Origin of the sequence: Streptomonospora nanhaiensis (assembly GCF_013410565.1) — a bacterium.
GTDB classification, from domain to species: Bacteria; Actinomycetota; Actinomycetes; order Streptosporangiales; family Streptosporangiaceae; genus Streptomonospora; species Streptomonospora nanhaiensis.
This window is the reverse complement of record NZ_JACCFO010000001.1, coordinates 4,154,521-4,181,349: the sequence shown is the minus strand read 5'-3', so window position 1 is coordinate 4,181,349 and position 26,829 is coordinate 4,154,521. Positions and strand designations below refer to the sequence as shown.

Genomic DNA, 26,829 nt, shown 5'->3' with positions numbered 1-26,829 from the left:
CGTACTCATCCGGCCCTCCCCCGCTCGGGGTTTTGCCCGCCCAGGCCGGAGGTGTCCAGCCAGTCGCGGGCGGCGGCCAGCACCGGGGCGGGCAGGGCGTGCCCGCCGGGGTGCTCGGCCATCCGCACGTCGGCGCCGCGCGCGCCGAGCTGGTCGGCGAGCAGCCGCGCCTGGTCGATGGGCGTGACGGTGTCGGCCCGGCCGGCGCCGAGGAACACGCGGGTGCCGGTCAGGTCGACCTGGTCGGGTTCGCGGCCCTGCAGCGGCGCGGCGGCGGCCAGCAGCACCGCGCCGGCCAGCAGGCCCGGGCGCAGCAGCAGCGTGGCGGCGGCGATGTTGGCGCCGTTGGAGAACCCGACCGCGACCAGGTCCTGGTGGGCGATGCCGCGCTCGGCGGCGGCGTCGGTGACGAAGTCGGCCAGCTCGTGGGTGCGGGCGATGACGTCGTCGACGTCGAAGACGCCTTCACGCAGCCGGCGGAACCACCGGTTCGCGCCGTTCTCGCTGACCCGGCCCCGGGGCGACAGCAGCGCCGCGCCCGGGGCCAGCGCCCGGCCCAGGTCGATCAGGTCGTGCTCGTCGGCGCCGGTGCCGTGCAGCAGGAGCAGCGCGGGGCGCCCCGGCTGGGTGGCGGGCAGGAACACGTGGTGGAACGGGGTGCTCACGGCTCACTCCTGGGCGGCGGGTGCGGGGTCGGCGGGGCCGACGCGCAGCTCGGGCAGGTGGCGCTCGATCTGGGCGCGGTTGGGCTCCAGCCACGGCGGCAGCTTCAGGGCGCGGCCCAGCTGCAGCAGCGGCTCGTCGTAGTCGAACCCGGGGCCGTCGGTGGCGATCTCCAGCAGGACGCCGCCGGGCTCGCGGAAGTAGATGGAGGTGAAGTAGGAGCGGTCGCGGATCTCGGTGACGCCGACGCCCTCCTCGGCGAGGCTGCGCTGCCAGCCGATCTGGGTGGGCTGGTCGGGGGCGCGGTAGGCGACGTGGTGGACGGTTCCGGCGGCGACCAGCCCGCGCTTGGCGCGCGGGTCGGCGAGGACGTCGACGACGGTGCCGACGCCTTCGGCGGACCGGGTGGTGTGGAAGCGGTAGCGGTTGCCGGTCTCGGCGGCGAGTTCGAAGCCGAGGGTGCCGCTGAGCATGTCGGCGGTGCCCTCCAGGTCGTGCTCGGTGAGGGTGACCGCGCGGATGCCGCGGATGGCGTGCTGCAGCGGGACCGCGCCGCCGTCCCAGGGGTCGGTGTCGTGGTAGTCGGCGCTGGCGACGAGTTCGATGACGAGGCCGTCGGGGTCGCGCAGGGTCAGCACGTCCTCCTCCAGGCGCTCGGCGGGCCGGGTGGCCTCCACGCCGAGCGCGGCGAGGTGGCGCTGCCACCAGCCCAGGGAGCCCTCGGGCACGGAGAAGGACGTGGTGGTGGCCTGGCCGGCGCCGAGGCGGCCGCGGGGGGCGTCGGGCCAGGGGAAGAACGTCATGACGGTGCCGGGGTTGCCGGCGCGGTCGCCGTAGTAGAGGTGGTAGGTGTCGGGCGCGTCGAAGTTGACGGTCCGCTTGACCAGGCGCATGCCCAGCGCGTTGAGGTAGAAGTCGGCGTTGGCCTGGGGGTCGCTCGCGATCGCGGTGACGTGGTGGATCCCCGCGGGGCGCACATCCATGGTCGGGCCTCTCGTCTGTGGTACCGCTTGGTGCCGCTGTCATCGCCCACCAACAGTTGAAAATTAAACTATATTCCGCGGCGGCGCCAGGGGCGGTGCCCCGGGGGCGCGGGGGCGGCGGCCTCCCGCTAGCATCCCGTCTCGCGCGGGCGTACGCGAACCCCTTGGGTCAAAGGAGACATCCATGGCGGAGAACAACGGGCGGCGCAGCCTGCTGCGCGCCGTCGCGGCGGCGGCCGCCACCGCCGGCGCGCTCGACCCCCTCAACCTGGCGGCGGGCCGGGCGGGCCGGGCCGGCAGCGGCTCCGGGTGCAGGTCCGGCAGGACCCCGGTGAACCCGGGCGGCGGCGGGGAGGAGAGCGAGAGCCCCCAGGCCCGCGGCGGGCGCTCCCGCACCGCTCCGCCGGCCGCGTCCGCCACCTCGCGGCGCGCCTTCATGACCGGCGGCCGCGGGGCGCGCGCGGGCCGCTGAGCCGCCCACCGGCTCCTTTGGATCCGGGGCGCGCCCGCACGCGCCGCGCCGCGACCTGGTGGCCCGGCCGGTCCCCCGCCGCCCGGGAGCGGCACTACGGTGGGGCGGACCGACGAAAGGGGAGCACGTGGAGGCAGAGCACGGCGTGCGCGAGATCCGCCTGGGGGTCTACGCCACCGAGGAGCAGGCCGAGGAGCTGAAGCGGCGAATCACCCGGCTGCTGTGCCCCGACCCCGACCACGCGGGGCCGTGCCCGGTGCCCTGGTCGGTGGCGCTGCTGGCCGACGCCGAGGACGCCTACCCCGAACTGCTGGAACAGGCCCGCGCCGAGGGGCGCGGCTAGTCCGGCGCCAGGTTCCAGGCGGTCAGCACCGGGCGGTCGTGCTCGAGGCCCAGGCGGCCCACCGCCGCGGTGTCGAGGCGGAACAGCCGCCCGTGGTCGGGGGGCAGGCCCAGCCGCCGCGCGGTGAGCACCCGCAACTGGTGGCCGTGGCCCACCAGGGCGACGTCGGCGGCGCCGGGGTCGTCGAGCAGCGGCGCGACGCGCGCCAGCACCCGGTCGGCGCGCGCGCCGACCGCCTCCACCGTCTCGCCGGGGTGGTCGGGGTCGCCGGGCACCACGCCGTCGCGCCACAGGTACCAGCCGGGCCGCCGGGTGCGGATGTCGGCGGTGGTGATCCCCTCGTAGCCGCCGTAGTCCCACTCCATGAGGTCGGCCTCGGGCTCGGCCCCGGCGAGCCCGGCCAGTTCGGCGGTGCGGGCGGCCCGCCGCAGCGGGCTGGTCAGCACGCGGGCGAAGGTCCGCCCCGCCAGCAGGGCGCGCAGCGAGCGCGCCTGCTCCTCGCCCTCGGGGGTCAGCGGCACGTCGGTGCGCCCGGTGTGCCGGTGCGCGGCGCTCCACTCCGTGCGGCCGTGGCGGATCAGCAGCAGCTCGCCCATGGGGCCTCCCGTGTCGGCTCGGTTCCCGCCCCCTTCCACTGCCCCGCCGAAGGCGCCGTGCAACCCCGGCCCGCCCGGCGGGCGCGGGCGGGCCGGGTGCGGGGCCCTACCCGGCGCGCAGGGCGCGGTAGCGGCGCACCAGCTCGGCGGTGGAGGAGTCCAGGCCGGGGACCTCGGCGCCCTCGGTGAGGGCCGGCTCGATCCGCTTGGCCAGCACCTTGCCCAGCTCCACGCCCCACTGGTCGAAAGAGTCGATGTCCCACACCGCGCCCTGCACGAACACCTTGTGCTCGTAGAGCGCCACGAGCTGGCCCAGCACCGAGGGCGTCAGCTCGGGGGCGAGGATCGTGGTGGTGGGCCGGTCGCCGGTGAAGGTGCGGTGCGGCACCTGCTCGGCGGGCACGCCCTCGGCGGCGACCTCCTCGGCGGTCTTGCCGAACGCCAGCGCCTGGCCCTGGGCGAACATGTTGGCCATGAGCAGGTCGTGCTGGGCGCTCAGCTCGGGGCTCAGCTCGGCGGCGGGGCGGGCGAACCCGATCAGGTCGGCCGGCACCAGCTTGGTGCCCTGGTGCAGCAGCTGGTAGTAGGCGTGCTGGCCGTTGGTGCCGGGGGTGCCCCACACCACGGGGCCGGTCTGCCACGAGACCGGGCGGCCCGCGCGGTCCACCGACTTTCCGTTGGACTCCATGTCCAGCTGCTGGAGGTAGTCGGGGAAGCGGGCGAGGTAGTCGCTGTAGGGCAGCACCGCGTGGGACTGGGCGTCGTGGAACGACCCGTACCAGATGCCGAGCAGGCCCATCAGCAGCGGGGCGTTGGCCTCGGGCGGCGCGGTGCGGAAGTGGTCGTCGACGGTGGCAAACCCGGCCAGCATCTCGCGGAAGCGGTCAGGGCCGATGGCGATCATCAGCGACAGCCCGATCGCGGAGTCGTAGGAGTAGCGGCCGCCCACCCAGTCCCAGAACTCGAACATGTTGGCGGTGTCGATGCCGAACTCGGCGACCTTGCCGGCGTTGGTGGAGACCGCGACGAAGTGGCGGGCCACGGCCGCCACGTCGCCGCCCAGGCCCGACAGCAGCCACGCCCGCGCCGAGGTGGCGTTGGTGATGGTCTCGACGGTGGTGAAGGTCTTGGAGGCGACGATGAACAGCGTGCGGGCCGGGTCGAGGTCGCGCAGCGCCTCATGCATGTCGGCGCCGTCGACGTTGGAGACGAACCGGACGTCGAGCCCGCGGTGGGTGAACGGCTTCAGCGCCTCATAGGCCATGGCCGGGCCGAGGTCGGAGCCGCCGATGCCGATGTTGACGACGGCGCCGATGGGCTGACCGGTGTGGCCGCGCCACTCCCCCGAGCGCACGCGGTCGGCGAAGGCGGCCATGCGGTCGAGCACCTCGTGCACGCCGGGCACCACGTCGCGGCCGTCGACCTCGACCACGGCGTCGCGGGGCGCGCGCAGGGCGGTGTGCAGCACGGCCCGGTCCTCGGTGACGTTGATCCGCTCGCCCCGGAACATGGCGTCGCGCAGCTCGGCGACCCCGGTGGCGGCGGCCAGGTCGCGCAGCAGCGCCAGGGTCTCGTCGGTGACCAGGTGCTTGGCGTAGTCGATGTGCAGGTCGCCGACCTGGAGGGTGTAGCGGGCGCCGCGGCCGGGGTCGGCGGCGAACAGGTCGCGCAGGTGCACCTCCCCGAGCTTCGCACGGTGCTCGGCCAGCGCGGCCCACTCGGGCAGCCGGTCCAGGCGTGTGCGGCCGGTGGGGTTGGTCTCGGGCATCGGTCGTTACTCCTCGCGTCGTTCGTGGGCGGCCTCGCGGCCCGCGGCGGGCCCGCGCGCCGGGCGGCCTTCCGCGCACTTCTACCCGGCATCATGCACGCTCGCGCCCGCCCGCGGGGCGCGTGCCCGGCGCGTCGGCGCGGCCGGTGCGCGGGCGGCGCCGAAACCGGCCCGGCAATCGGGGCGAATGCGGGCGAACCACCCCAACACCGGCGCGGCGGGCCGGGCGTGTCGGCGGCGCGCGGGGCCCGGCGTGGCGTAGGAAGTGAGTCGGCCCCCACCGGGCCGGCCGGCCGCGCGGCCCGGCACCGCAGCGAGCATGAGGAGCAGCACATGGAAGAGCGGTTCGACGCCGTCGTGATCGGCATGGGTCCGGGCGGCGAGGTGGCCGCCTCGCAGCTGCTCGACGCGGGCCTGCGGGTGGCCGTGGTCGAGCGGGAGCTGATCGGCGGGGAGTGCGGGTACTGGGCCTGCATCCCGTCCAAGACGCTGCTGCGCCCGCTGGAGGCGGCGGCCGAGGCGGCGGGGGTGGCCGGGCTGGACCGGCCGGTGCCCGACTGGCCGGCGATGCGCGACTACCGCGACACCATGATCCGCCACCTCAACGACGCCAAGCAGGTGGCCGGCTACGCCGACCGGGGCGCGGAGGTGGTCAAGGGCGCCGCCCGCGTGGTGGGGCGCGACCCGTGGGTGGTGGAGGTGGAGGGGCGCCGGCTGCGCGCCGACCACGTCGTCGTCGCCACCGGGTCGGCGGCGGCCCGCCCGCCGGTCGAGGGCCTGGAGGAGGTCGAGCTGTGGACCAACCGCCAGGCCACGACCCTGCAGGAGATCCCCGGCCGGGCCGTCGTGGTGGGCGGCAGCGCGGTGGGCGTGGAGATGGGCCAGTTCCTGGCGCGCATGGGGTGCGAGGTGACGCTGGTGCAGCGCTCGGGCGCGCTGATGAACCGCGAGGAGCCGCGGGTGGGCGAGCTGGCCGCCGAGCTGCTGCGCGGCGACGGCGTGGACGTGCGCACCGGGTCGGCGCCCGTGCGGGCGCTGCGCCGGGGCCGCGACAGCGTGCTGGAGCTGGCGGACGGCTCCGAGGCGGTGGGCGACGTGGTGCTGCTGGCCGCGGGCCGGGTGCCCCGGGTGGGCGAGCTGGGCCTGGCGGAGCTGGGGGTGGACACCGGCGGCGCGGGGCTGGCGGTGGACGAGCGGTGCCGGGTCGCGCCGGGGCTGTGGGCGGTGGGCGACGTGACGGGCACGGCCATGTTCACCCACGTCGCCAAGTACCAGGCGCGCGTGGCGGCCGCCAACATCCTGGGCCGCGACCGCACGGCCGACTACACGGGGGTGCCGCGGGTGGTGTTCAGCGACCCGGAGATCGCGGCGGTGGGGCTGACGGCCGAGCAGGCGCGCGCCCGGGGCCTGGACGTGGTGGCGGCCGAGGTGGACCTGCCCGCGGGGCTGGCCCGGCCCTGGACCTATGAGACCGAGCCGACGGGCCGGCTGGGCGTGCTCGCCGACCGGGGCGGCCGCGTGCTGGTGGGGGCCTGGGCGGTGGCGCCGATGGCCGGGGAGTGGATCCACACGGCGGCGCTGGCGATCCGCGAGGGCATCGGGGTGGACCGGCTGCGCGACGGTGTCGCCCAGTTCCCCACCTACAGCGAGGGCTACCTGCTCGCGGTGGAGGCGCTGGACATGTAGCGCGGCGGCGGGTGCGGTCGCGGCGCGGCCCGGCCCGCTCCGGCGGCGGGCCGCGTAGGCTGGTGCGCCCACGGGAGTACGGGCGCGGTCGCCCGCGGGATGACGACACGCGGGGGTCGCGCGCGGCAGACTCGGCGGCACGACGTCGATTCGACGGCACGAGGGGCGGTCCCCATGGCAGCCGAAACGGTGCGGCGCCTGCTGGGCCGCCTGCGCGCGTCCGGTCCGGCGCCGGGCGGGGCCGCGCGGCCCCGCGCCGGTCCCGCCTCGCGCGCGCCCGCGCCGCCCTCCTCGGCCTCGGCGGCCGCCCCGGTCGCGGCGGCGCTGTCGGTGCTCACCGCCCTGGGCGCGCTGGGTGTGCTGGGCGGGCGCGTGCGGGTTCCGCCGCCGCGCACCCCCGAGCCCCTTCCCCCGCCCGCGCCGCGCCCGCCGCCCGACGACCGGGTGCGCGGTCGGGCACCGGCCGCGCCGGCGCCGGGCCCGCGAAGGGCACCGGGCACCTGGTGGCGCCCGGCCGCGCTGTGGTCGCTGCGCGCCGGCGCAGGCGGCCGTGCTGCTGGTGGCCGCCGCAACCGCCGGCGGCCCGGGGGCGGGGCCGGTTGGATGGGCCCCGTGGCCGGTGTGGCCGCTGGCCGTGCTGGGCGCGGTGCAGGTGGCCGCCGCGGCGGCGATCGCCCTGGGCGCGCCCGCCTCGTGGTGGCCGGCGGTGTTCAGCGCGGCAATGGCCGCCGGCGGCCCCGCCCAGGCGGTGCTGGCGCCCGGCCTGGGGCCGGGCGGACCCTTGCTGCTGGGCGCGGTGCTGGTGGCGCCGGGCCTGTGGGTGGCCGTGTGGGCGTGGGGGTGGTGCTGGCCGCCGGCGCCGGGCGCGGCGCGGCCGTGCGGCGGCCCGCCGCCGGGTCAGGGCCGCCAGGAGGGGTCGTAGTCGGGGTGGGCGGCGTAGACGGCGGCCAGGTGCTCCAGGGCGCGGCGCCAGGCGTGCAGGGCCGACCAGGCGCCCGCGTCGTCGCCGGGGGCCGCCGAACCTTGGGCCGCGGCGGCCATGCAGGCGCGGTGGGTGGCGGTGTAGCCGCTGAGGATGCGGCGCTTGGCCTCGATGTCGGCGCGGACCCGCTCGGGGCCGCCCGTGGCGGGTGCGGCGGCGTGCGCGGCCCGCTCGTCCTCGGCCAGGCGCGCCGCAAGGAACTCGTCGATCTTCACCCGCTCGCTCTCCCTTCGCCGGCCCGCGCCCGGCCGCCCGCTGTCCCGGCGCGCCGATTGTGCCTGATTCGCCGCCGGTTGTCGCCCCTGGGGGTCAGCCGCAGCCCTCGAACTGGGGGACCGTGGTCACGAGGTCCAGGCCGGTCTGCCCGAACCACTTGTCCAGCAGCCGCTCGGCGGTGCCGTCCTGGTACATCAGGGTGACGGCGCGGTTGACGGCCTCGCACCCGGCGATGTCCTCCTTGGCGATCCCGATGCCGTACTTCTCGCTGGTGAACGGTTCGCCGACCAGGCGGAACGCCGACGGCTTCTCGGCGAGGTAGCCGGCGAGGATGAGGTCGTCGGTGGAGACCGCGTCGACCACGCCCACGGCCAGCAGGTCGACGCACTCGCTGTAGGTGGGCCGCTCCACGCGCTGCGCGGGGATTCCGCGCTCCTCGATGATGCGGTTGGCGGAGTTGGACCCGGCGCCCTGGCACAGCCGCTCCCCGGCGAGGTCCTCGGGGCCCTGCACGTCGGTGTTGTCGGCGCGGACCAGGATGTCCTGCCGGGCGACGTAGTAGGGGCCGGCGAAGTTGACGACGGTCTTGCGCAGCTGGGTGATGGAGTAGGTGGCCAGGACCAGGTCGACGTCGTCGTCGACGAGCACGTCCTCGCGCTCCTCGGAGGTCACCTGCACGAACTCCACGTCGGCGCGGTCCACCCCCAGGTAGTCGGCGATGTAGTAGGCGACGTCCACGTCGAACCCGCTGTAGGTGTCCACCCCGGTGCGCAGGCCCAGGCCGGGCTGGTCGCCCTTGACCCCGATCCGCAGGGTCTCGGCGTCGAGGATCGACGTGTGCTCGCCCGCGGCCACGGCGCACGCGGGCAGCGCGACCGCGAGCGCGGCCGCGCAGGCCAGATGGCGCAGCCTCATCCGCGCTCACCTCCTGGTGGTGGGCCGGGCGGGCGGCGCGGCCGGCGCCGGCCGCCGCCTCGGCGAACGGGTGGTGTCCTGCGTGCCCCCTGGTCTGCCCCCGCGCTAGCGGTACTCCGCCAGCCGCGGCCGCACGCCCAGCGCGATCAGGAGCGCGAACGCGCCGCAGGCCGCGACGACCGCGTGGTTCCAGCCGGCGAGGTCGTCCCTGGCGGTGGCGACGGAGGTGTCGAAGGTGGACATGTGCAGCCGGGTCAGGTCGATCAGCGCCTCCTCGTAGTCGGCGAACACCGCCTCCACGGAGTCGGGTCCGGTGATGTGGGCGTCGACGGCCGCGGCGGTGTCGCCCTCGCGGGCGATGGCGCGCATCCGCTCATCGGCGCGCAGGAACGCCGCGTAGGTGCGCAGCGTGCGCCGCAGGGCGCGGGTCTCGCCCTCGCCGCCGCCCGTGGCGACCTCCTCGCCGAGCAGGCCGAGCATGCGGCCGGGGTAGTCGTCGTGGCGCGGCACGGCGGCGGTGACCTCGGTGGTGTAGCCGTGCAGGTTGCCGGGGATGTCGCCGTCCTCGGGCACGAGGAACACCACCGTCTGGGCGTCCTCCAGGAAGTTCTGCTCGTAGGTGGCGGCGTTGTCGGGGTCCATGAGCCAGCGGCTCTGGTCGGCGTTCATGCCGGTGCTGATGGCGCGGGCGCGCGACAGCGCCAGCACCGACTCCAGGCCCTCCTCCTTGGCGGTGCGCAGCAGCACGGACTGGCGCTGGAGCATGGCCACGGAGGCCAGGCCCATCACCAGCACCCCGGCGGTGGCCAGGCCCAGCCACGCGTTGTAGCGGCGGCGGAACCGCCGGCGCAGGAAGACCTGGAGCACGACGAGGGCGGCGAGCAGGGCGGCGGCCGCGGCGGCGACCAGGCCGATCCCGGCGGTGGCGGCCGCGCTGTTCGCCTCGTAGGTGCTGCGCACGGTCGCGCCGCTTTCGAGGGTGAGGTTGTAGGCCTTGGGCAGCAGGTCGCGCCGCATCAGCTCGGCGGCCTTGCGGTAGAGGGCGATGACCTCGTCGGAGGGCGGGCCGGCGGGGTCGTCGTCGGCGTCGTTGAGCAGCCGCGCCTCGGCCACCAGGCGCTCGTAGCGGTTCATGCCGTCCATGACGGCCCAGACGGTCTCCTCCTCGACGCGGTCGCCCTCGGCGAGCTGGGCGGCGTGCAGCAGCGCGCGGTTGGCGGTGGCGCGGCGCTCGTCGTAGCGCTCCAGGGCGGCGTCGCGGCCGGTGCCCAGGTCGTGGTCTCCGCCCAGCAGCAGCACGTTGGCCATCTGGGCGTCCATGTCCGACAGCGCGAAGTACAGGTTGGCCGTCTCCACGACCTTGCGCCCCTCGCCTTCGCCGATGACGTCGAGCCCGTCGCGGGCGCGCTCCAGCGCCACGTAGGTGGCGGCGAACAGGGCGGCGACCAGGCTCAGGCACAGCACGGTCAGCAGCCGCAGCCGGCCGCGGGTGCCCAGCCGGCGCAGCCACCGCGGGCGGGCCCGGCCGCGCCGCGGGGGCGCCGGGTCGCCGGCGGGGTGTTCGGCGCGGGCGGGGCCGGGCCGGTCGGTCGTGGCCACCGCCGCTCACCCCCGCTGCCGGTGCAGGGTGATCGCCGTCCAGGCGCCGACGTAGATCCGGTCGGACTCGCGCAGGGGGACCTCCACGTTGGCGGCGACGGGGTGGTCGGTCCCGTTGACCGTGGTGCCGTTCATGGAGCCCTCGTCCATGAGCACCCAGGTGCCGCCGGGGCGGGCCAGCAGCACGGCGTGGGCATGGGAGACCCCGGGGTCCTCCGGCGGCGCGGACAGATCGATCTCGGGGTGGATGCCGCGGGCGATGCTGCGCCGCCCGATCCGCACGCGCGCCCGGTTCAGCGGGACGCGGCGCTGGGGGGCGTGGGCGGGGAACGCGATGGCGTCGGGGTCGAGCAGGCCCCGGTCGGCCATGGCCTGGTAGTAGGCGGGGTCGGCGGTGATGATGGCCCACCAGTGGTCGGCGGCGGCGCCGCGCGGGTCGTGGCCGGCCGGGGTGTGCCGCCGGGGGGCGGGCGGTTCGGAGCGCAGGGGGACGGGCTCGGAGAACAGCGGGAACGGCGACGCCTCGGTCTGGTCGGCGCCGGTGAAGTCGTGGCCGCAGCCCTCGCAGTAGCGGCCGGCCCGGTCGCCGCCGCAGACGGGGCACAGGTCCTCGTGCGCGGCGGCGGGCCGGCTGAGGGGCGCGGCCGCGAGCACCACGCACACCGGGCATCGGGGGTCGGCCGGCGGCGTGTGCCCGGCCAGGCAGGTCATCCGCATGGTGGGGCCGCTCCTTCCCGGGTTCCGGCCGGGACGCCGCGCCCGCCCACGCGCACGGTGCGGGTCGAGTGGGTGTCCAGGGTCATCTCGTCGAGCTTGGCGACCGAGGGGCGCAGCCGCACCGTTCCGGTGGCGGGGTCGTCGACCTCGACGACGCGGCGCAGCAGCGCGGCGGTGGCGGCGTGGCGCCCGGAGTGGGCCAGGGCCACGGCGCGGCCCAGCCGGACGGTGGCGGTCGCGGTGTCGCCGTCGCGGCGGGCGCGCAGGCCCTCCTGGATGGCCTGGGCGAGTTCGGTCTGGCCGGTGTAGTGGGCGACTGCGGGGTTGATCTCGGCGGCCGGGCCGGGGTCGGCGGTCCACTCGGCGAGGACGTCGGCGGGCGCGGTGGCCTCGCCGCCGCCGGGGCCGGGCACGACGATCCCGACGCGGGCGGCGCGCATGCGCCGGCCGGCCGCGCCGGGGGGCACCTCCAGCCGCAGGTGGTAGTCGCGGCTCTCGTCGGCGTCCCAGGAGCCGGTGGGGTAGTCGCCGGTGCGCGGGTCGGCCTCGGCGCGCCGGGCGGTGAGGTCGTTGAGGGTGGGCGCCACCTGGGCCAGGGCGGTGACCCGGGTGCCGCGGGGGGTGCGCAGCCGCAGCGCGACGTCGGCGACGGTCTTGGCCATGGCCGACTCCGCCATGGCGCGGAAGTCCGCGGGCATGCGGGCGGGTTCGGCGATGATCCCGACGGTGCCGAGCAGGGCGGCGGCCACGCGGCGCAGCTCCTCGACGTTCCAGTCGGTGCCCACGCCCCGGCAGTCGCACACGAAGCGCCCGGCGGCCGCGGCCAGGACGGGCTCGAAGGTGGCGGGCTGCTCGTTGTTCTGGCCGTCGGTGAGCAGGATGGCGTGCTTGAGGGTGCCGGGGGGCAGCGGCGCGAACAGGTCGCCGGCGGCGCGCAGCCAGGCGCCCATGCGGGTGCCGCCCTGGGCGGTGAGCCCTTCGACGGCGTCGCGGACGGCGGCGCGGGTGCGGTCGGTGAGCGCGGCCAGACCGCCGCCGGGCGGGTAGACCACCTCGGCGCCTGCACCGCCGGCGACCACGGCGAGGGCCACGCCGTCGCGCAGGGCGTCCACGGCGGCGCAGGCGGCGAGCTTGGCGGCGGCGAGCTTGGTGCCGTACATGGACCCGGAGGTGTCGACGATGACGACCTCGGCCGCGGGCGGGGGCGGCGCGGGCTCGGCGGCGGGGGCGGTGGTGACGCGCACGACCGCCTCCACGGTGGTGCCGCCCGGGGGCAGGTACCGGTTCTGCTCCACGCGCACGGTGAACGCGGGCCCGCCCGCCCGGGGGGTCACCGGGCACCGCCCCGGGCCGCGGGGCCGTGCGGGGGCGCGGCGGGCACCCCGATCACGCAGGCGGTGACGTTGTCGGGGCCGCCGCGCTCCAGGGCCAGCCGCACGCACGCCCGCGCGGCGTCCAGCGGGTCGGGCCCGGCGCCCAGGACGAGCGCGGCGAGGTCGGCGGGGTCGGGCAGGAGGTTCCACAGCCCGTCGGTGCACAGCAGCAGCGCGCCCGGCCCGCGCGGGGCGAGGTCGGCGGTGCGGCCCCGGACCTCGCCGTAGTCGGCGCCCAGCCAGGCGGTGAGGGCGTGGGCGTGCGGGGAGCGGGCGGCCTCCTCGGGGGTGAGGGCGTTGAGGGCGACCATGGTCTGGGCCCAGGTGTCGTCGCTGGTGAGCAGCGCCGAGGGCGCCGCCGTGGGGGCGGCGGCCAGCCAGTAGGCGCGGCTGTCGCCGACCCAGGCGACGGTGATGGGGCCGCGCGCGGGCACGAGGGCGGCGACGAAGGTGCAGGCGGGCGCCTGCGGGCCGGGGCCGGCGAGCGCGGCGACGGCGCGTCCGGCGCGGCGCAGGGCGGTGGTGAGGGCGGCGGCGGGCCCGGCCCCGGCGGCGGTCTCCTCGGCGAGGGCGGCGGCGCCGGCCTCGGCGGCGGCGGCCGACGCGGCGGCGGGGCGCGGCGAGGTGGAGACGCCGTCGCAGACCACGGCGGCGGTGGTGGCCGCGCCGCCGCGGCGCAGGGCGCGCAGGGCCAGGGCGTCCTCGTTGCGCGTGTGGCGCAGGCCGCGGTCGCTGACCCCGGCGCCGGTGCCGGCGCGGGCCTCGACGTGGTCGCGGCGCCCGGTGCGGGCCAGCCCGCAGGCGGCGCAGGCGCCGTCGGCGACCGGGCCGCCGCAGCGGGCGCAGGGGGCGGCGGGCGCGGCGGCGGGGCCGGCCAGGGTGTGGCCGCAGCCCTCGCAGTAGGTGTCGCCGTGCGCGGCGACGGCCCCGCAGGCCGAGCACTTCACCAGCACGGCGGCCACCTCCTGGGGCGGGCGGCGCGGGACGGCGCGGCGGCCCGGCGCGCGGGCGGCAGGGCGCGGCGGGCGGGGCCGGTGCGGGCGCTCACAGCCACGTCCTGGGCCGGACCTCGTTGGCGAGGTCGATGAGGGCGCGGCGCCGCACGCCGTCCTCGGCGTGGCGGGAGCGCTCGCGGTAGACGCGTTCGAGGGCGCGGCGCAGCCCGTCCTCGGTGAAGGGCGCGCCGAGCAGGTCGGCGCCGTCGTGGGCGGTGTTGCCGGCCAGGACCCAGTTCAGCGCGGCGTGCAGGACGCGGGCCTTGAGGCGCTGGCCGGCGTCGCCGTGCAGGCCCAGGCGGCGCAGCCGGGCCTCGGCGTCGTGGAAGACGGCGGCGTCGAGGTCGTCGGGGTCGCGGTCGCCGATCAGGACGCTGACGGCGGCCATCTGCGCGGCGATGTGCACGCTGGAGAGTTCGGGGACCATGTCGAGCACGCGCACGGCGGCGGCGGGGTCGCCCTGGGCGAGGCGGATGCGGGCCAGGCCGAAGGCGGCGCTGACGTAGGAGTGGTCGGTGATCCACACGGTGCGGTAGAGGCCGGCGGCGGCCTCCCAGGCGCCCTGGCCCTCGCACGCGGCGGCCAGGCCGAGCTTGGGCGCGGCCTCGCCGGGCAGGTGGTCGAACAGCTCGTCGAAGCGCTCGCGGGCGGTCTCGTGGTCGCCGGCGGCCAGCGCGATCGCGGCCCAGTACCAGAACGGCCGCCAGTGGTCGGCGGAGCCGGTGCCCAGTTCCTGGAGGTGGGCGGCGGCCGCGTCGGGGCGGCCCAGGCCGATGAGCGCGCGGACGAGCATGAGCCGGGACTCGGGGGTGGGGTCGCTGTCGCCGGAGAGGGTGGCGGCGAGGTCCTCGGGCCCCAGCGCGGCGATGTTGGCGAGCTGGTCGGCGGCGGGGTCCTCGGGGTCGACGCGGGGGTAGGGCAGCCCGGCGGCGCACTCGGCGGGGGCGGGGCGCTGCAGCAGCCGGTCGGCCTCGTCGATGACCCCGCCCAGGTGGCCGGAGCTGAAGAGGGGCCGTTCGGGTCCGAAGAGGGCCGAGGGCGCGGGGTGGGGCCGGCCGTCCTTGTCGGAGAGGACCTCGCGCAGGACGCCGATGAGTTGCTCGGCCATCTCGGCGGCGTCGTGGAAGCGCAGCACGGGCTCGGGGTTGAGGGCGCGCCGCAGCAGCCGGTCGTAGGAGGGGTTGCGGGCGAGCACGGGGATGCTGCGGGCGGGCGGCAGGTCGTGCTCGTAGCGGCGGGCGTAGTCGAACCGGAAGCTGAGCACGGCCATGCAGCGGGCGATGGCGTAGAGGTCGGAGCTGACGGAGGGGCCCAGGGCGCGCAGCTCGCTCTCGGGCACCCCGAACCCGGGGGTGGTGTAGACGCGGCTCTGGGAGTCGATGCGGCGCACCGCACCCAGGTCGATGAGCTTGACCTGCTCCTCGCACTGGATGACGTTGTCGGGTTTGAAGTCGCAGTAGAGCAGGCCCTTGGCGTGCAGGTGGTGGACGGCCCGCAGGCACTCCAGCCCGTAGGCGATGACCTGCTCGACCGGCAGGCCGTCGGTGCCGTTGCGGGACCGGCGCTCCAGCAGCACCTCGCGCAGGGACTTGCCGCCGACGTACTCCAGGACGATGTGGCCGGCGGGGATCCCGGTGCGGGGGTCGGGGTGCTGGACCCAGTTGTAGATCTTGACGATGTTGGGGTGCTCGACCTCGGCGAGCACGGCGCGCTCGGCGGCGGCGGTCTGGTGGGCCTCGGCGTCGCCGCTGTTGAGCAGGCCCTTGAGGACGACCCACCGGTCGTTGACGTTGCGGTCGCGGGCGAGGTAGACCCAGCCGAACCCGCCGTGGGCCAGGGGGCCCAGCACCTCGTACTGGCCGGCGACGAGGTCGCCCCGGCGCAGCTTGGGGGTGAAGGAGAACTCGGTGCGGCAGGAGCCGCAGTAGCCCTCGGTGCGGCCGGGGCGGCCGTTGCGGGAGCGGCCGACGGGCTCGTTGCAGTGGCCGCAGAACCGGTTCTTCTCGGCGACCACGGGGGCGCTCATGACCGCGGTGGCGGGGTCGCGGTAGGGCACGGGCGGCACCTGGACCATGCCCAGGCCCAGCAGCCCGCGCGAGGAGGGGCCGGTGCCCACGAGGGGGGTGTCGGCCAGGACGGCGGTGGCGCGCGGGCGGGGCGGCGGCGCGGTGCGGCCGGACATGCGGGCGGCCTCGCGCAGGGAGGGCACGGGGGCGGACGCCTCGGAGGGCGCCGACGGATCGGCGGACCCGGCCCGCCCGGACGGTTCGCCGGCGCCGCCGTCCCCGTCGGCCGAAGAGGGCGCGCCGTTCGGCGCCGCGGGCGGGGTGACGGGCTGCGCGGCGGCCGGGCGCCCGCCGAGGCCGGGCACGACGGCGACCGCGGCGGCGGAGCCGCCGGCCGCGAGCGGCGCGGGCACCACCCACGTCGAGGCGGCCGGCGCCATGCCGCACACGTCGCAGTAGCCGTCCTCGATCGCGCCCTCGCAGGCGGGGTCGGTGCAGTGGGTCATGGGCGCGCTCCGGGTGCGTCGCGTCCCCCGGGGGCGCGCCGGCGCACCGTGCGGGCGCGGGCGGGGCCGGTGCTCCGGGCGCGCGGGGGCCGGGGCCGCAGCCTCCGGCCGCTCCGGCGCGGCGCCGGGCCGAAGCGGTCCGTGGTCGTCGGCGGCCTGGGCGGTGCGGGCGTACTCGGCACTGGCCGCATGGTTGTTCGTCTCCGGCGACTGTGTCACGGGTCTTGGACAAGAGTCTCGCCCCGCCGGGGGAGCGCCACAAGAGCGCGCGGTGCCGACGGCCGTGTCCGGCCAGTGACGGCGGGGTAACCCCGCGGCGGTTCGCCCTGTGTTATGCCGTCTGCCCCGTGCGGGCGGTTTCAGTCCCCCGGAGGCCGGAGGGGCGGCGGGCGCGCGGAGAGGCCGGAAGGGCGGGCGGTGTCAGCCGAGCCAGCCCGGGCGCACCACGCCGCTCTCGTAGGCGATGACGACCAGCTGCGCCCGGTCGCGGGCGCGCAGCTTGGTGAGCACCCGGCTGACGTGGGTCTTGGCGGTGGCGGGGCTGACCAGCAGCCGCCGCGCCAGCTCGTCGTTGGACAGCCCGGCGGCCACCCCCGCCAGCACCTCGCGCTCGCGCTCGGTGAGGGAGTTGAGCAGGGGCGCGGGCGGGGGCTCCTTGACGCGGTCGGCGAACTCGCCGATGAGGCGCCGGGTGACCGAGGGCGCCAGCAGCGCGTCGCCGCGGGCGACCACGCGCACGGCGTGCACCAGCTCGGCGGGCTCGGTGTCCTTGACGAGGAACCCGCTGGCGCCGGCCTTGAGGGCGCCGTAGACGTAGTCGTCGAGGTCGAACGTGGTGAGGATGACGACCTTCACCGCGGCCAGCCGGGCGTCGGCGGCGATCCGGCGGGTGGCCTCCAGGCCGTCGACCACGGGCATGCGGACGTCCATGAGGACGACGTCGGGGCGTTCGGCGGCGGCCAGGCGCACCGCCTCGGCGCCGTCGCCGGCCTCGGCCACCACAGAGATCCCGTCCTCGCCGTCGAGGATGGAGCGGAATCCGGCGCGCACGAGGTTCTGGTCGTCGGCGAGCAGCACCCGGATCATGCGGTCCTCACCTTCGTGGTGGGCGGGGGCGGTGGTGCGGCGCGGGTGGCGCCGCACCCCCTTCCTACCAGGGGCGGGCGTTCGGCGGCGGCGGTGCGGGGCCGCGGAGGCGCAGCGGCGCAGGAGGCCGGGTGCCACGTCACCCGGCGGTGGTGCCCGCACCACCCGCGCCCGGTGCCAGGGGCAGGTCCGCCTGGACCGCGAACCCGGGCGCGCCGGCGCGGGGCGCGGCACGGACGGTGCCGCCCACCGCGGCGGCGCGTTCGCGCATGCCGCGCAGGCCGTTGCCCTCGGCCACGGGCCCGGCGGCGCGGCCGTCGTCCTCCACGCGGACGCTGACGCCGTCGGCGCGGTAGGCGACGGACACGGCGGCGCGCGCGGCGCCGGAGTGGCGCAGCGCGTTGGTGAGCGCCTCCTGCACGATGCGGTAGGCGGCGAGGTCGACGGCGGCGGGCAGCGGCACGGGGTCGCCCTCCACCCGCAGGTCCACCGGCAGCCCGGCGCGGGTGGTGTGCTCGGCGAGTTCGCCCACGCGCGCCAGGGTGGGCGCGGGCGCCGTGGGCGCTGCAGGTTCGGGGCCGCCGTCGACCTGGCGCAGCACGCCCAGGGTGGTGCGCAGTTCGCGCAGGGCCTCGCGGCTGGCGGCCTTGATGGCGTCCAGGGCGGCGTAGGCGCCCTCGGGGTCGTCGCGGCGGTAGGCGGCGGCGCCGGCCTGCACGTTGATCAGCGAGATGTGGTGGGCCACGACGTCGTGCAGTTCGCGGGCGATGCGCAGCCGCTCCTCGGTGGCGCGGCGGCGGCCCTCCTCCTCGCGCGTGCGCTCGGCCTCGGCGGCGCGGCGCTGGACCTCGTGCAGGTAGGCGCGGTTGCTGCGGGCGATCTCGCCGGCGAGCAGCACGACGAGGGCGCCGCCGAGGGTGGACAGCGCGCGCCACAGCTCGAAGCGGATGGACTCCCCCACGGCGATGGTGCCCATGAACAGGACGGTGGCGGTGACGGCGGCGGCGCGGTGGCCGGTGGCGCCCAGCCGGATGACGCCGATGGGGAACGCGATCGAGGCGGCCCAGGAGTCCACCTGGCCGAGCATGTAGTACAGCGGGTTGACCGTGCCGATCACCACGGCGGCCGGCAGCGGCAGCCGGGTGATCACGGCCAGGGCCAGCGCGCCGGCCATCAGCAGGGCGACGCTGTGGCCGGGGACGGCCCGGCCCTGCCCGGCGGCGGTGACGTACTCGGCGGCGAGCGCCACGGCGGCCACCGGCACCGCGAGCAGCAGGTCGACCGCCCAGGCGGGCAGCCGCAGCCGCCCGATCAGCACGGATCCGGAGTCGGCCGGCCAGGCGCGGGGGCCGGCCTCACCACGGCCGGCGGGCGGCGCGGGCGCCGGTGCGGGCGGCCTCCGGCGGGACGGGGGCCGCGGGTCGGGGGGTTCCACGGGAGGGCTCACCCGCCCGGGGGGCGGATCGCTGGTCGCGCATGGGGCATGCCTCCATTCAACTACGCCCTCCGGGGCGGGGGCGCGGGTGCGAGTATGGCGCGCGGTCGCGGCCCGGCGCGTCGGCCGCGGGGCGGAGGCGGGCGTGCGCCGGGGGGCGCACGCGGGCGGGCGGGTGTCGGCCGCGCGCGTTAGGCGCCGTCGCCGGCGCCGGGGGCGCCGGGCTCGTCGCGGCGGCCGGGGCGGCCGGTGCGCTCGCGCCCCTGGGGGTCCTCGGGGTGGCCCTGTTCTGGGCGGTCGCGGTCGGCGGCGGTGCCGGACGTGTCGTGGGTTCCGGCGGCCTCGGGCGCGCGCAGCGCGTCGAGGCGGCCGCCGTGCTCGGCGCGTACCAGGCGCAGCCGCAGGCTGAGCACCACGAGGGCGGCGCCGAAGACGATGGCGTAGACGCCGACGACGAACGCGAGGCCGAGGGCGCCGGCGATGGGGGCGACCCACATCACCAGGCCGAAGGCGACCGACAGCACGCCGGCGAAGATGAACAGCCACTCCCCGCTCAGCTGCTTGCTCAGCCGCACCGCGGCGGCGATCTCGAAGGCGCCGGTCACCACCGCCCACAGGCCGATGATCAGCGAGAGCAGGAAGACGGTGAGCGCGGGCCAGGTCAGCGCGAGGATGCCCAGCAGGACGCCGAGCACGGCCTCCAGGACCAGCGGCGGGCGGTCGGGTTTGGCGGCGCGCAGGGCGGACCACCCGGCGAGCAGGCCGTCGGCCAGGGCGTAGGCACCGAAGGCGACCGCCAGGGCGAGGACGGTGAGTCCGGGCCAGAGGACGGCGACGAATCCGAAGAGGATCGCCAGGGCGCCGCGCGCCGCCAGCGCCCACCAGTTCCGGACCATGTAGTCAAGCATGTCTCCCCCGATCGTTCCGGTCCGGGAGGACGCCTGCCCGGGTGCGGCGGCGGTGATGGCCGGTGCGGGGGAGTTTTTAGGGGGACCGGGCCAAGACGTTGCCCGGTGCCGACCCGGTGGGCGGCGCGGCGCCGCCCACCGGGGCCGGTGCGGTCAGGAGCCGCTGTAGGAGCGCTTGGCGTGCCCGGTGTAGAGCTGGCGGGGGCGCGCGATGCGGGCGGCGGGGTCGAGCCGCTGCTCCCGCCAGTGCGCGATCCACCCGGGCAGCCGGCCCAGGGCGAACAGGACGGTGAACATGCTGGTGGGGAAGCCCATGGCCCGGTAGATGACGCCGCTGTAGAAGTCGACGTTGGGGTAGAGCTTGCGGTCGGTGAAGTAGGGGTCGGCCAGCGCCTTGGCCTCCAGCCGCAGGGCCAGCTCGAACAGCTCGTCGGGTTCGGCCTGGCGGTCGAGGATCTGCGCGGCCAGGCCCTTGATCTCCTTGCTGCGGGGGTCGTAGTTCTTGTAGACGCGGTGGCCGAACCCCATCAGCCGGGTCTTGCTCTCCTTGTCCTTGACCTTGGCCAGGTAGGAGTCGACGTCGCCGCCGAGGTCGCGGATCTCCTCCAGCATCTCCAGGACGGCCTGGTTGGCGCCGCCGTGCAGCGGGCCGAACAGGGCGTTGACGCCGGCGGAGACGCTGCCGTAGAGGCTGGCCTGGGAGGAGCCGACGACCCGCACGGTGGCGGTGGAGCAGTTCTGCTCGTGGTCGGCGTGCAGGATGAGCAGGAGGTCCATGGCCCTGACGAACAGGGCGTCCAGCTCGGACTCCCCGCTGAGGCCGCCGAAGGTCATGCGCAGGAAGTCCTCGACGTAGCCGAGGGAGTCGTCGGGCTCCAGCGGCGGCTGACCCACGGAGTTGCGGTAGATGTGGGCGGCGATGGTGGGCAGCTTGGCCAGCAGCAGGATCGTGGCGCGGTCGACCTGCTCGCTGTCCTTGGGGTCGACGGTGTCGGCGTAGAACGCGGCCATGGTGTTGACCGCGCTGGCCAGCAGGGTCATGGGGTGGGCGTCGCGCGGGAAGGCGTCGAGCATGGCGCGCATCTCGGCGGGCAGGGCGGCGTTGGCGCGCAACTGCTCGGAGAACTCCTTGAGCTGGCCGGAGTCCGGCAGCTCCCCGTGGATGACGAGGTAGGAGACTTCGAGGAAGGAGCTGTGCGCGGCGAGCTCCTCGATGGGGTAGCCGCGGTAGCGCAGAATGCCCGCTTCACCGTCGATATAGGTGATCTTGGATTGACAGGCGGCCGTGTTGGCGAACCCGGGGTCGAGGGTGACCTTGCCGGTGGCCGACAGGAGGGTCTTGGTCTCGAAGGCTTCGTCGCCTTCGGTCCCGGTGAGCAGGGGAAGGGTGTGCGCCCCACCTTCGTACCGCAGCTCTACCACGCGCTCTTTGCCGTCTTCGCTCATGCCCGAGCACCTTTCCAGGCGGGGATGCGGGGATCAGGGAATGCCGTCCCGGTCTCTCTGTTCAGTTCTTATTAAACTCCGGTGAAGCAAAATAATACAATTGTCGCGCAATGGCGAAGTGGTGACATGGGCCACACCGCTAATCGCGCGGCAAATTTCTCCATGCGGGAAATTTCAACGTTCTTTCCCGTGACAGCGGGTGGATCCGTTCACATCCTGGACACACCCGCGGCCCGCCGGAACCCCGGCGGGCCGCGGTGTGTCGGCTCGGGCGCACACCCGCCCGCTAGCGCCCGGTGCGGGCCGCCGCCGAGGGGCGCCAGGGCCGCAGGCGGGGCACCCAGGCCCGCACGTTGCGGCGGTACTCGGTGTAGTCGGCGCCGAAGGTGCGCTCCAGGGTCGGCTCCTCGTAGAAGCGCACGAACAGCGCCGCCACCAGCCACGCCGTCAGCGCCCAGGCGAGCACGCCGAGTGAGCCGAACAGCAGGGCCTCGCCGATCAGCACGTGCAGCAGCGCGACGTACATGGGGTTGCGGACGTAGCGGTTGAAGCCGTCGACCACCAGGTGCTCGGTGGGCGCGGCGGGGATGGGCACGCCCTGGGCGGCGACGAACCGCGTGAAGGCGTGCGCGCAGACGTAGAGGCCGGCGGCGATGAGGACCGCACCGGTCCACCGCGCCACCGCCCAGTAGGGCAGGGGCTCGGTGAACTCCCACCCGGTGATCAGCCACGGGATGACACCCACCACCGTGCCCGGGGCTGGGGGCCGTCACGCTGGAGGCGGTGGCCGCGGCCGCGCCGTGCGCGCTGCCGAGCCTGCACACCGTCTTCCACGGCCGCGACGGCCTGCTGGCGGCGGTCTTCGAGCGCTACGGCCCGGTGGTCGACGTCGAGGCGCTGGCCGCCGCGCCGCCCGAGCGGCTGGAGGACATGGTGCGCGGCGTGCAGCGGGCGGTGGTGCACGCCTTCGCCCGGGAGCCGCGCGTGGTGCCCGCCATCTTCGCCGACCTGCTGGCCCGGCCGCAGGGGCCCGGCACCCGGCTGCTGCGCGAGGCGATGCCGCGGGTGTTCTCGGGGATCAGCGCCCTGCTGCGGCCCGAACTCGCGGCGGGCCGGGTGCGCCCGCTGCCCATGCCGGTGCTCATCCAGCTGATCATCGGCCCGCCGGTGGTGCACATGATGACGCGGCCGGCGCTGGAGGCGGCGCTGGGCGAGGGCCTGCCGCCGGTGGAGGAGTCGCTGGACCACTTCGCCGCGGCGTTCCTGCGGGCCGCCGCGCCCGGTGGCGCCGGGTAGCGGCCCCGGGCCCGCCCCCCGCGCGGGCGCGCCCCCGGCCGCCGGTGGCGGTGGGGGCGCGCCCGCGGGGGGTCGCCGGCGTCAGGCGCGGAGCGGGCGGAGGCCCAGGCGGCCGCGGGTGAGCGCCACCAGCACCAGCGCGGCCAGGGCCACGAACGCGACCTCGCCGACGCCGGCGGCATCGCCCACCGCCGTGCCCTTCAGGCCGGTGACGACGTTGACGGCGGCGTGGGCGGCCACGGCGAGGAGCACGCCGCCGCGGGTGGCGTTGAAGACGTAGCCGAGGACCACGGTGAGGCCGACGCACAGCAGGGCGTAGGCGGGGAAGGCGATCTCCGACTGCACCGTGCCCGCCATCGTGAACAGCGGGGCGTGCCACACGGCCCAGACCGCGCCGAGCACCGTGTTGGCCGCCACGGGGGGCAGCGCCCCCTGGAGGCGCGGCAGCGCGAAGCCGCGCCAGCCCAGTTCCTCGTTGCCGCCGCCGGCCAGGGCGATCACCAGGAGGTTGACGGGCGCCAGCACGGCGGCCGCGCGCAGGGCCTCGGTGTCGAGCGCGGCGGTGCCCAGGTAGAGGGGCACCGCCGCGGAGCCGGCGATGGCCGCGAGCACCAGGACCGTGGCGCCGAGCGCGGCGAACCAGCCGCGCCGCCGGGGCGAGTAGCGCCGGAAGAGGGCACCGGCCCCGGAGAGGCCCTCGGTGGCCAGGGTGACGGCCACGGCGGCGACGGCGGGGCCGAAGCCGCCCGCGATCACCGCCGGCATCGGGCTGCCGGGGAGGAAGGCCGAGCCGGCCCACCACACCCCCCAGGAGAAGGCGAACGCGATCACCAGGAAGGCGGCCAGGCCGCGCGGCGCGAGGGCGGTGGCCCGCGCCGGGTCGGCGGCCGCCGCGTGTGCGGGGGCGGCAGGGGCGGCCGCGTGAGCGGGTGCGGCGACGGGCGTGGACACGGGGGGCCTCCAGAGGCTTGCGGGATGTGCCGTTGCCGAGAAACATACACTGTTGGATAAAGCCATACAATGTAGGATTCCGAGTAGGCTGAGCACCATGGCCGAACCCGAACCCTCCAGCCCCCGGCGGTCCGACAGCGTGTTCACCCGTCCACCGCGCGGCCGCCGCTCCCAGCCGGCGCTCACCCGCGACCGCATCGTCGCCGGGACCATCGCGCTGCTCGACCGCGAGGGGTCGGCGGCGCTCACCATGCGCAGGGTCGCGGCCGAACTGGGCGTGCACGCCACGAGCCTCTACTGGTATGTGGCCCGCCGCGAGGACCTGGTCGACCTGGCCGTCGACGGCATCCTGGCCGAGGCCGCCGCCGGCCTGCCCGGGCCCGAGGAGCCCTGGGACCTGGCCGTGCGGACCACCGCCCGGCGGTTCTACGCGGCGCTGACCGCGCACGCCTGGGCGGCGGAGTTCGCCGGTGTCCGCCCGCTGCTGGGGCCCAACGCGCTCGCCCTGTCGCGCCGGATCGTCGCCGCGCTGGGCGACTCCGGCGGCGGCGAGGAGGCCCAGGCGGTGGCGATCCGGGCGCTGGCCAACCAGATCCTGGGCGCGGCCACCACGACCGTCGCCATGCGCGTTGGTGCCGCCGCCGGCGGCGGCACCGAGGACGCCCGCGCCGCCGCCGTGTCCGCCGCCGACGCCCTCGCCGTGGAGAACGCCTACTTCGACCAGGTGATCGACCTGCTGCTGGCGGGGATCCGGGCCCGCAGCGCCGGCTGAGGCCGCGCCGACGGCAGGCGCCGGGAGCGCCGGAGCCTGCGGGCGGCCGGTGCGGGCGGCCGGTGCGGGCTGTCGGCGCGGGAGCACGGCCCGCTACCCTGCTGGTTCGCGCCCGCGGCGTGGCGGGCGCGCCGGCGCCGCGCCGCCCGTGGGCGGGCGACCGCCGGACCGCCGACCGAAGGGACGCCGAATGGCGCGCGACCTGCCCCGTGAGGCCGTCTGCAGCGGCTGCGACGGCCACAGGACCGTACCGGGAGGACCTCCCGGCCACCCCGCGGCCGGGGGCGAGGTGCCCTGTCCGGCCTGCGGCGGCACCGGGCGCATCCCCTGGCGGCCGCGCGCGGACGCCGACGCCCTCCTTCCCGGCGACCCCGGCGCCCCTGACACCCCCGCCGGCCCGGCCGCCCCGGCCCAGGCCGCCGACTCGGCCGCCGACGCCGTGCTGGGGCCCCCGGCCGGGCGGCGGCTCCGGCTGAGCGCGCCGGCCCGCGCGGCCGCCCCCGTCGGCGCCGCCACGCGCGCGAAGCCTTCCGCGCGGGTCGCCCTCGGCGCCCCCGACGCTCTGCCGCTGCGGCAGGCCGGCACCGCCCCCGGCGAGCGGCGCCGGGACACCGCCGCCGCGGAGCCGGCCGGCGCCGAGGGCGGGGCCGAGCCGCCCCCCGAGCCCGCCCGCCCCACCGGGCACGCCGTGCCCGCCGGGGCGCGCCCCCTCCGCGCGCTGGACGAGGCCGTCCGCCCGCTCGCCTCCGCCGACCACGACCAGGACCCCTTCGGCGACGCGCGCGGCCGCGTCCCCCGGCGCCCGCGCGTTCTGGGCGCCGCCGCGGGCGCGGTCGGGCCGGCCCGCACGGCCTCATGCACGCCGTGCTCGGCGAGTGCGCGCTGGACTCGCGCGGCGTGGCCGCGCAGGGCCGCCGCACCCCCCCTGCACCTGGGCGGTGCGGGCCCGGCCCCCGCCCGGACCCGGACCGAGGCCAACGCCCGGGCGCGTCAGAGGGGCCCGTTGGGCTCCAGCGCGGCGCGCACGCGGTCCAGCACGTCGGCGCCGGGCGTCCGGGCGGGGTAGACCGCCACGAGCACGGCCTGCGACTCGCCCGCCGGGCGCGCGCCCTCCTCCGGCGCGCGCAGCAGCGCGCCCAGGGACTCGGTGACGAAGTCCATGGCCTCGTCGAACCCGGCCCAGGGCACGGGGTCCTCCGGCGACCGCAGCCAGGACCGCAGCACGTGGTTGTGGGCGGCGATCACGGACGCCGCCAGCGCCTCGGCGGCCAGCGCGCGCGGCCCGGTGCCCGCGCCGCCGCGCAGGTAGCGGCTGAACGCGCGCTGGTAGCGGGCGGTCATGGCGATCTCGCGGTCGCGCAGCCGCGGGACCGCCCGTACCAGCCGGAACCGGGGCACGGTGACGGCGGGGTCGCCCGCGTAGCGCTGGAACACCATGCGCGCGGCGGTCCGCACGGTGGCCACGGGGTCGTCGCCGGGGGCGGCGTCCAGGTAGCGCTGGACGGTCTCGAAGAGGTCGTCCAGTTCGGCGAAGAGGATGTCCTCCTTGGACCCGAAGTGGCGGAACAGGCTGCGCCGGCTGGTGCCGGCGGCGGCCGCGATGTCGTCCATGGTGGTGGACTCATAGCCCGCTTCGGTGAACAGGCGCAGGGCGGCGGCCACCACCGCCCCGCGGTCGGGCGCGGCGCCCCGGCCGGTGCCGCCCGCCTCGCCGCCGCCCGTGGTCGGCTGGCCCATGCCCCGCTCCCCTCGTCGCCCGGCGCGCACCGCCCGCGTTCCGGCGCGGTCCGCGACCGCGTTCTCGAACTCCGAGTATCGGCGACCGTTCCCCTTGCCCCCGACACCCCGTAGGCTGACACTAGATGCCATGATGCGACACTCGGTGCCAGCGGTGCGCCGGGTGGCCGCCGCCGTCAGCGAGGAAGGAGCGGCCCGGGCCATGAGCGACTTCGCCTTGTTCACCACCACCGAGGAGCACGAGGAGCTGCGCGCGGCGGTGCGCGCCGTCGCCGAGGACAAGATCGCGCCGCACGCGGCCGAGGTCGACGAGCGCGCGGTGTTCCCGCAGGCCGCCTACGACGCGCTGCGCGCCACCGACTTCCACGCCGCCCACATCGGCGAGGAGTACGAGGGCATGGGCGCCGACGCCCTGGCCACCTGCATCATCATCGAGGAGGTCGCGCGGGCCTGCGCGTCGTCCTCCCTCATCCCGGCGGTGAACAAGCTGGGCACCATGCCGCTCATCCTGGGCGCCTCCGAGGACGTCAAGCGGCGCTACCTGCCGCCGGTGGCGCGCGGCGAGGCGATGTTTTCCTACGGCCTGTCCGAGCGCGAGGCCGGCTCCGACACCGCGAGCATGCGCACCCAGGCGGTGGCCGATGGCGACGACTGGGTCATCAACGGCCAGAAGTCCTGGATCACCAACGCCGGGGTCAGCTCCTACTACACGGTGATGGCGGTGACCGACCCGGACGGCCCGCGCGGTCGCAACGTCAGCGCGTTCGTGCTGCACGCCGACGACCCCGGGTTCACCCTGGGCGAGCCCGAGCGCAAGCTCGGCATCAAGGGCTCCCCCACCCGCGAGCTGTTCTTCGACAACGTCCGCATCCCCGGCGACCGGCTGGTGGGCCAGGTGGGCGAGGGCCTCAAGATCGCGCTGCGCACCCTGGACCACACCCGGGTGACCATCGGCGCCCAGGCGGTGGGCATCGCCCAGGGGGCGCTGGACCACGCGGTGGCCTACGTCAAGGAGCGCAAGCAGTTCGGCAAGGCGATCGCCGACTTCCAGGGCGTGCAGTTCATGCTCGCCGACATGGCCATGAAGCTGGAGACCGCCCGGCAGATGGTCTACGCCGCCGCGGCGAAGTCCGAGCGCGGCGACTCCGACCTCGCGTTCTTCGGCGCGGCCGCCAAGTGCTACGCCTCCGACGCCGCCATGGAGATCACCACCGACGCGGTGCAGCTGCTCGGCGGGGCGGGCTACGTCAAGGACTTCCCGCTGGAGCGCATGATGCGCGACGCCAAGATCACCCAGATCTACGAGGGCACCAACCAGATCCAGCGCCTGGTGATGGCCCGCCAGCTGCTGAAGTAGCCGCCGCCGGTGGGGGCGGCG

The 26,829-nt window shown here is 76.8% G+C and carries 25 protein-coding genes; 7 read left to right on the top strand and 18 right to left on the bottom strand.

From position 1 onward, the window contains the following. Positions 1-5: 5 nt before the first annotated feature. Both HNR12_RS18505 and HNR12_RS18500 read right to left on the bottom strand, forming a co-directional pair. Positions 6-665 (bottom strand): alpha/beta hydrolase, encoded by a 660-nt coding sequence (locus HNR12_RS18505; RefSeq protein WP_179768792.1) that lies wholly within the window; start codon positions 663-665, stop codon positions 6-8. Between the two features lie 3 nt (positions 666-668). Continuing rightward, positions 669-1,646, bottom strand: coding sequence for a ring-cleaving dioxygenase (locus HNR12_RS18500; RefSeq protein ID WP_179768791.1), 978 nt, complete (start codon positions 1,644-1,646; stop codon positions 669-671). Positions 1,647-1,830: 184 nt separating this feature from the next. Here HNR12_RS18500 and HNR12_RS18495 point away from each other — a divergent pair, with 184 nt between their 5' ends. After that, positions 1,831-2,118: a hypothetical protein gene (locus HNR12_RS18495; protein ID WP_179768790.1), complete on the top strand. Its 288-nt coding sequence runs from the start codon at positions 1,831-1,833 to the stop codon at positions 2,116-2,118. Between the two features lie 127 nt (positions 2,119-2,245). Then, positions 2,246-2,461: a hypothetical protein gene (locus HNR12_RS18490; protein WP_179768789.1), complete on the top strand. Its 216-nt coding sequence runs from the start codon at positions 2,246-2,248 to the stop codon at positions 2,459-2,461. Here HNR12_RS18490 and HNR12_RS18485 read toward each other — a convergent pair. Next, the gene (locus HNR12_RS18485) at positions 2,458-3,057 is read right to left on the bottom strand and encodes a histidine phosphatase family protein (RefSeq protein ID WP_179768788.1); all 600 of its coding nucleotides are present in this window, start codon (positions 3,055-3,057) and stop codon (positions 2,458-2,460) included. The genes HNR12_RS18490 and HNR12_RS18485 overlap by 4 nt on opposite strands. A gap of 106 nt (positions 3,058-3,163) precedes the next feature. Then, entirely contained in the window at positions 3,164-4,825 is a 1,662-nt protein-coding gene (gene pgi / locus HNR12_RS18480) for a glucose-6-phosphate isomerase (RefSeq protein WP_179768787.1), read from the bottom strand. A 333-nt stretch (positions 4,826-5,158) separates the two neighbouring features. On the opposite strand from pgi, the gene HNR12_RS18475 reads away from it, so the two are divergent. Beyond that, positions 5,159-6,511 (top strand): dihydrolipoyl dehydrogenase family protein, encoded by a 1,353-nt coding sequence (locus tag HNR12_RS18475; RefSeq protein WP_179768786.1) that lies wholly within the window; start codon positions 5,159-5,161, stop codon positions 6,509-6,511. A 559-nt stretch (positions 6,512-7,070) separates the two neighbouring features. Beyond that, positions 7,071-7,433 carry a hypothetical protein gene (locus HNR12_RS18470; RefSeq protein WP_179768785.1) on the top strand — a complete coding sequence of 121 codons (363 nt, stop codon included), beginning with the start codon at positions 7,071-7,073 and terminating at the stop codon, positions 7,431-7,433. Here the strand turns inward: HNR12_RS18470 and HNR12_RS18465 are convergent. From HNR12_RS18465 to HNR12_RS18410, 12 genes are all read right to left on the bottom strand, one after another. Then, positions 7,409-7,708 (bottom strand): DUF6221 family protein, encoded by a 300-nt coding sequence (locus tag HNR12_RS18465; RefSeq protein ID WP_179768784.1) that lies wholly within the window; start codon positions 7,706-7,708, stop codon positions 7,409-7,411. The genes HNR12_RS18470 and HNR12_RS18465 overlap by 25 nt on opposite strands. Before the next feature lie 94 nt (positions 7,709-7,802). Next, positions 7,803-8,624 (bottom strand): glutamate ABC transporter substrate-binding protein, encoded by an 822-nt coding sequence (locus tag HNR12_RS18460; RefSeq protein ID WP_179768783.1) that lies wholly within the window; start codon positions 8,622-8,624, stop codon positions 7,803-7,805. A gap of 105 nt (positions 8,625-8,729) precedes the next feature. Next, entirely contained in the window at positions 8,730-10,223 is a 1,494-nt protein-coding gene (locus HNR12_RS18455; RefSeq protein WP_179768782.1) for a hypothetical protein, read from the bottom strand. 6 nt (positions 10,224-10,229) lie between these two features. After that, positions 10,230-10,940 carry an FHA domain-containing protein gene (locus tag HNR12_RS18450; protein ID WP_246425123.1) on the bottom strand — a complete coding sequence of 237 codons (711 nt, stop codon included), beginning with the start codon at positions 10,938-10,940 and terminating at the stop codon, positions 10,230-10,232. Then, positions 10,931-12,274 (bottom strand): VWA domain-containing protein, encoded by a 1,344-nt coding sequence (locus HNR12_RS18445; RefSeq protein ID WP_308251311.1) that lies wholly within the window; start codon positions 12,272-12,274, stop codon positions 10,931-10,933. The genes HNR12_RS18450 and HNR12_RS18445 overlap by 10 nt, the downstream gene beginning before the upstream one ends. Continuing rightward, positions 12,271-13,266, bottom strand: a complete 996-nt coding sequence (locus HNR12_RS18440; protein WP_179768781.1) for a PP2C family protein-serine/threonine phosphatase — start codon at positions 13,264-13,266, stop codon at positions 12,271-12,273. Before HNR12_RS18440 ends, HNR12_RS18445 begins: the two co-directional genes overlap by 4 nt. A 91-nt stretch (positions 13,267-13,357) precedes the next feature. Next, positions 13,358-15,820, bottom strand: a complete 2,463-nt coding sequence (locus HNR12_RS18435; protein WP_179768780.1) for a serine/threonine-protein kinase — start codon at positions 15,818-15,820, stop codon at positions 13,358-13,360. Positions 15,821-16,240: 420 nt separating this feature from the next. Beyond that, positions 16,241-16,906: a response regulator transcription factor gene (locus tag HNR12_RS18430; RefSeq protein ID WP_179770704.1), complete on the bottom strand. Its 666-nt coding sequence runs from the start codon at positions 16,904-16,906 to the stop codon at positions 16,241-16,243. Between the two features lie 139 nt (positions 16,907-17,045). Then, a complete protein-coding gene (locus tag HNR12_RS18425; protein ID WP_179768779.1) occupies positions 17,046-18,224 on the bottom strand; it encodes a histidine kinase in 1,179 nt (392 codons plus the stop codon). Positions 18,225-18,532: 308 nt separating this feature from the next. After that, complete coding sequence (locus HNR12_RS18420) at positions 18,533-19,249, bottom strand: HdeD family acid-resistance protein (RefSeq protein WP_179768778.1); 717 nt, start codon at positions 19,247-19,249, stop codon at positions 18,533-18,535. Between the two features lie 153 nt (positions 19,250-19,402). Beyond that, entirely contained in the window at positions 19,403-20,695 is a 1,293-nt protein-coding gene (locus tag HNR12_RS18415) for a citrate synthase (protein ID WP_179768777.1), read from the bottom strand. A 286-nt stretch (positions 20,696-20,981) separates the two neighbouring features. Beyond that, positions 20,982-21,440, bottom strand: coding sequence for a methyltransferase family protein (locus tag HNR12_RS18410; protein ID WP_308251310.1), 459 nt, complete (start codon positions 21,438-21,440; stop codon positions 20,982-20,984). A 38-nt stretch (positions 21,441-21,478) separates the two neighbouring features. Here HNR12_RS18410 and HNR12_RS18405 point away from each other — a divergent pair, with 38 nt between their 5' ends. Then, positions 21,479-21,991 (top strand): TetR/AcrR family transcriptional regulator, encoded by a 513-nt coding sequence (locus tag HNR12_RS18405; protein ID WP_179768775.1) that lies wholly within the window; start codon positions 21,479-21,481, stop codon positions 21,989-21,991. 81 nt (positions 21,992-22,072) lie between these two features. Here the strand turns inward: HNR12_RS18405 and HNR12_RS18400 are convergent, their stop codons facing one another. Beyond that, positions 22,073-22,942, bottom strand: a complete 870-nt coding sequence (locus tag HNR12_RS18400; RefSeq protein ID WP_338119793.1) for a CPBP family intramembrane glutamic endopeptidase — start codon at positions 22,940-22,942, stop codon at positions 22,073-22,075. Between the two features lie 97 nt (positions 22,943-23,039). Here HNR12_RS18400 and HNR12_RS18395 point away from each other — a divergent pair, with 97 nt between their 5' ends. Beyond that, the gene (locus HNR12_RS18395; RefSeq protein ID WP_179768773.1) at positions 23,040-23,714 is read left to right on the top strand and encodes a TetR/AcrR family transcriptional regulator; all 675 of its coding nucleotides are present in this window, start codon (positions 23,040-23,042) and stop codon (positions 23,712-23,714) included. A gap of 990 nt (positions 23,715-24,704) precedes the next feature. On the opposite strand, the gene HNR12_RS18390 is transcribed toward HNR12_RS18395, so the two are convergent. Beyond that, positions 24,705-25,451, bottom strand: a complete 747-nt coding sequence (locus tag HNR12_RS18390; RefSeq protein ID WP_179768772.1) for a TetR/AcrR family transcriptional regulator — start codon at positions 25,449-25,451, stop codon at positions 24,705-24,707. Between the two features lie 202 nt (positions 25,452-25,653). Here HNR12_RS18390 and HNR12_RS18385 point away from each other — a divergent pair, with 202 nt between their 5' ends. Next, positions 25,654-26,808 (top strand): acyl-CoA dehydrogenase family protein, encoded by a 1,155-nt coding sequence (locus HNR12_RS18385; RefSeq protein WP_179770703.1) that lies wholly within the window; start codon positions 25,654-25,656, stop codon positions 26,806-26,808. Positions 26,809-26,829: the final 21 nt, after the last annotated feature.

Bases quoted from the DNA above. Each gene is read 5' to 3' on its own strand.
- HNR12_RS18390 (WP_179768772.1), bottom strand. From the start codon at position 25,451: ATGGGCCAGCCGACCACGGGCGGCGGCGAGGCGGGCGGCACCGGCCGG.
- HNR12_RS18460 (WP_179768783.1), bottom strand. From the start codon at position 8,624: ATGAGGCTGCGCCATCTGGCCTGCGCGGCCGCGCTCGCGGTCGCGCTG.
- HNR12_RS18420 (WP_179768778.1), bottom strand. From the start codon at position 19,249: ATGCTTGACTACATGGTCCGGAACTGGTGGGCGCTGGCGGCGCGCGGC.
- HNR12_RS18430 (WP_179770704.1), bottom strand. From the start codon at position 16,906: ATGATCCGGGTGCTGCTCGCCGACGACCAGAACCTCGTGCGCGCCGGA.
- HNR12_RS18495 (WP_179768790.1), top strand. From the start codon at position 1,831: ATGGCGGAGAACAACGGGCGGCGCAGCCTGCTGCGCGCCGTCGCGGCG.
- HNR12_RS18385 (WP_179770703.1), top strand. From the start codon at position 25,654: ATGAGCGACTTCGCCTTGTTCACCACCACCGAGGAGCACGAGGAGCTG.
- HNR12_RS18415 (WP_179768777.1), bottom strand. From the start codon at position 20,695: ATGAGCGAAGACGGCAAAGAGCGCGTGGTAGAGCTGCGGTACGAAGGT.
- HNR12_RS18500 (WP_179768791.1), bottom strand. From the start codon at position 1,646: ATGGATGTGCGCCCCGCGGGGATCCACCACGTCACCGCGATCGCGAGC.
- pgi (WP_179768787.1), bottom strand. From the start codon at position 4,825: ATGCCCGAGACCAACCCCACCGGCCGCACACGCCTGGACCGGCTGCCC.
- HNR12_RS18395 (WP_179768773.1), top strand. From the start codon at position 23,040: ATGGCCGAACCCGAACCCTCCAGCCCCCGGCGGTCCGACAGCGTGTTC.
- HNR12_RS18435 (WP_179768780.1), bottom strand. From the start codon at position 15,820: ATGACCCACTGCACCGACCCCGCCTGCGAGGGCGCGATCGAGGACGGC.
- HNR12_RS18485 (WP_179768788.1), bottom strand. From the start codon at position 3,057: ATGGGCGAGCTGCTGCTGATCCGCCACGGCCGCACGGAGTGGAGCGCC.
- HNR12_RS18475 (WP_179768786.1), top strand. From the start codon at position 5,159: ATGGAAGAGCGGTTCGACGCCGTCGTGATCGGCATGGGTCCGGGCGGC.
- HNR12_RS18450 (WP_246425123.1), bottom strand. From the start codon at position 10,940: ATGCGGATGACCTGCCTGGCCGGGCACACGCCGCCGGCCGACCCCCGA.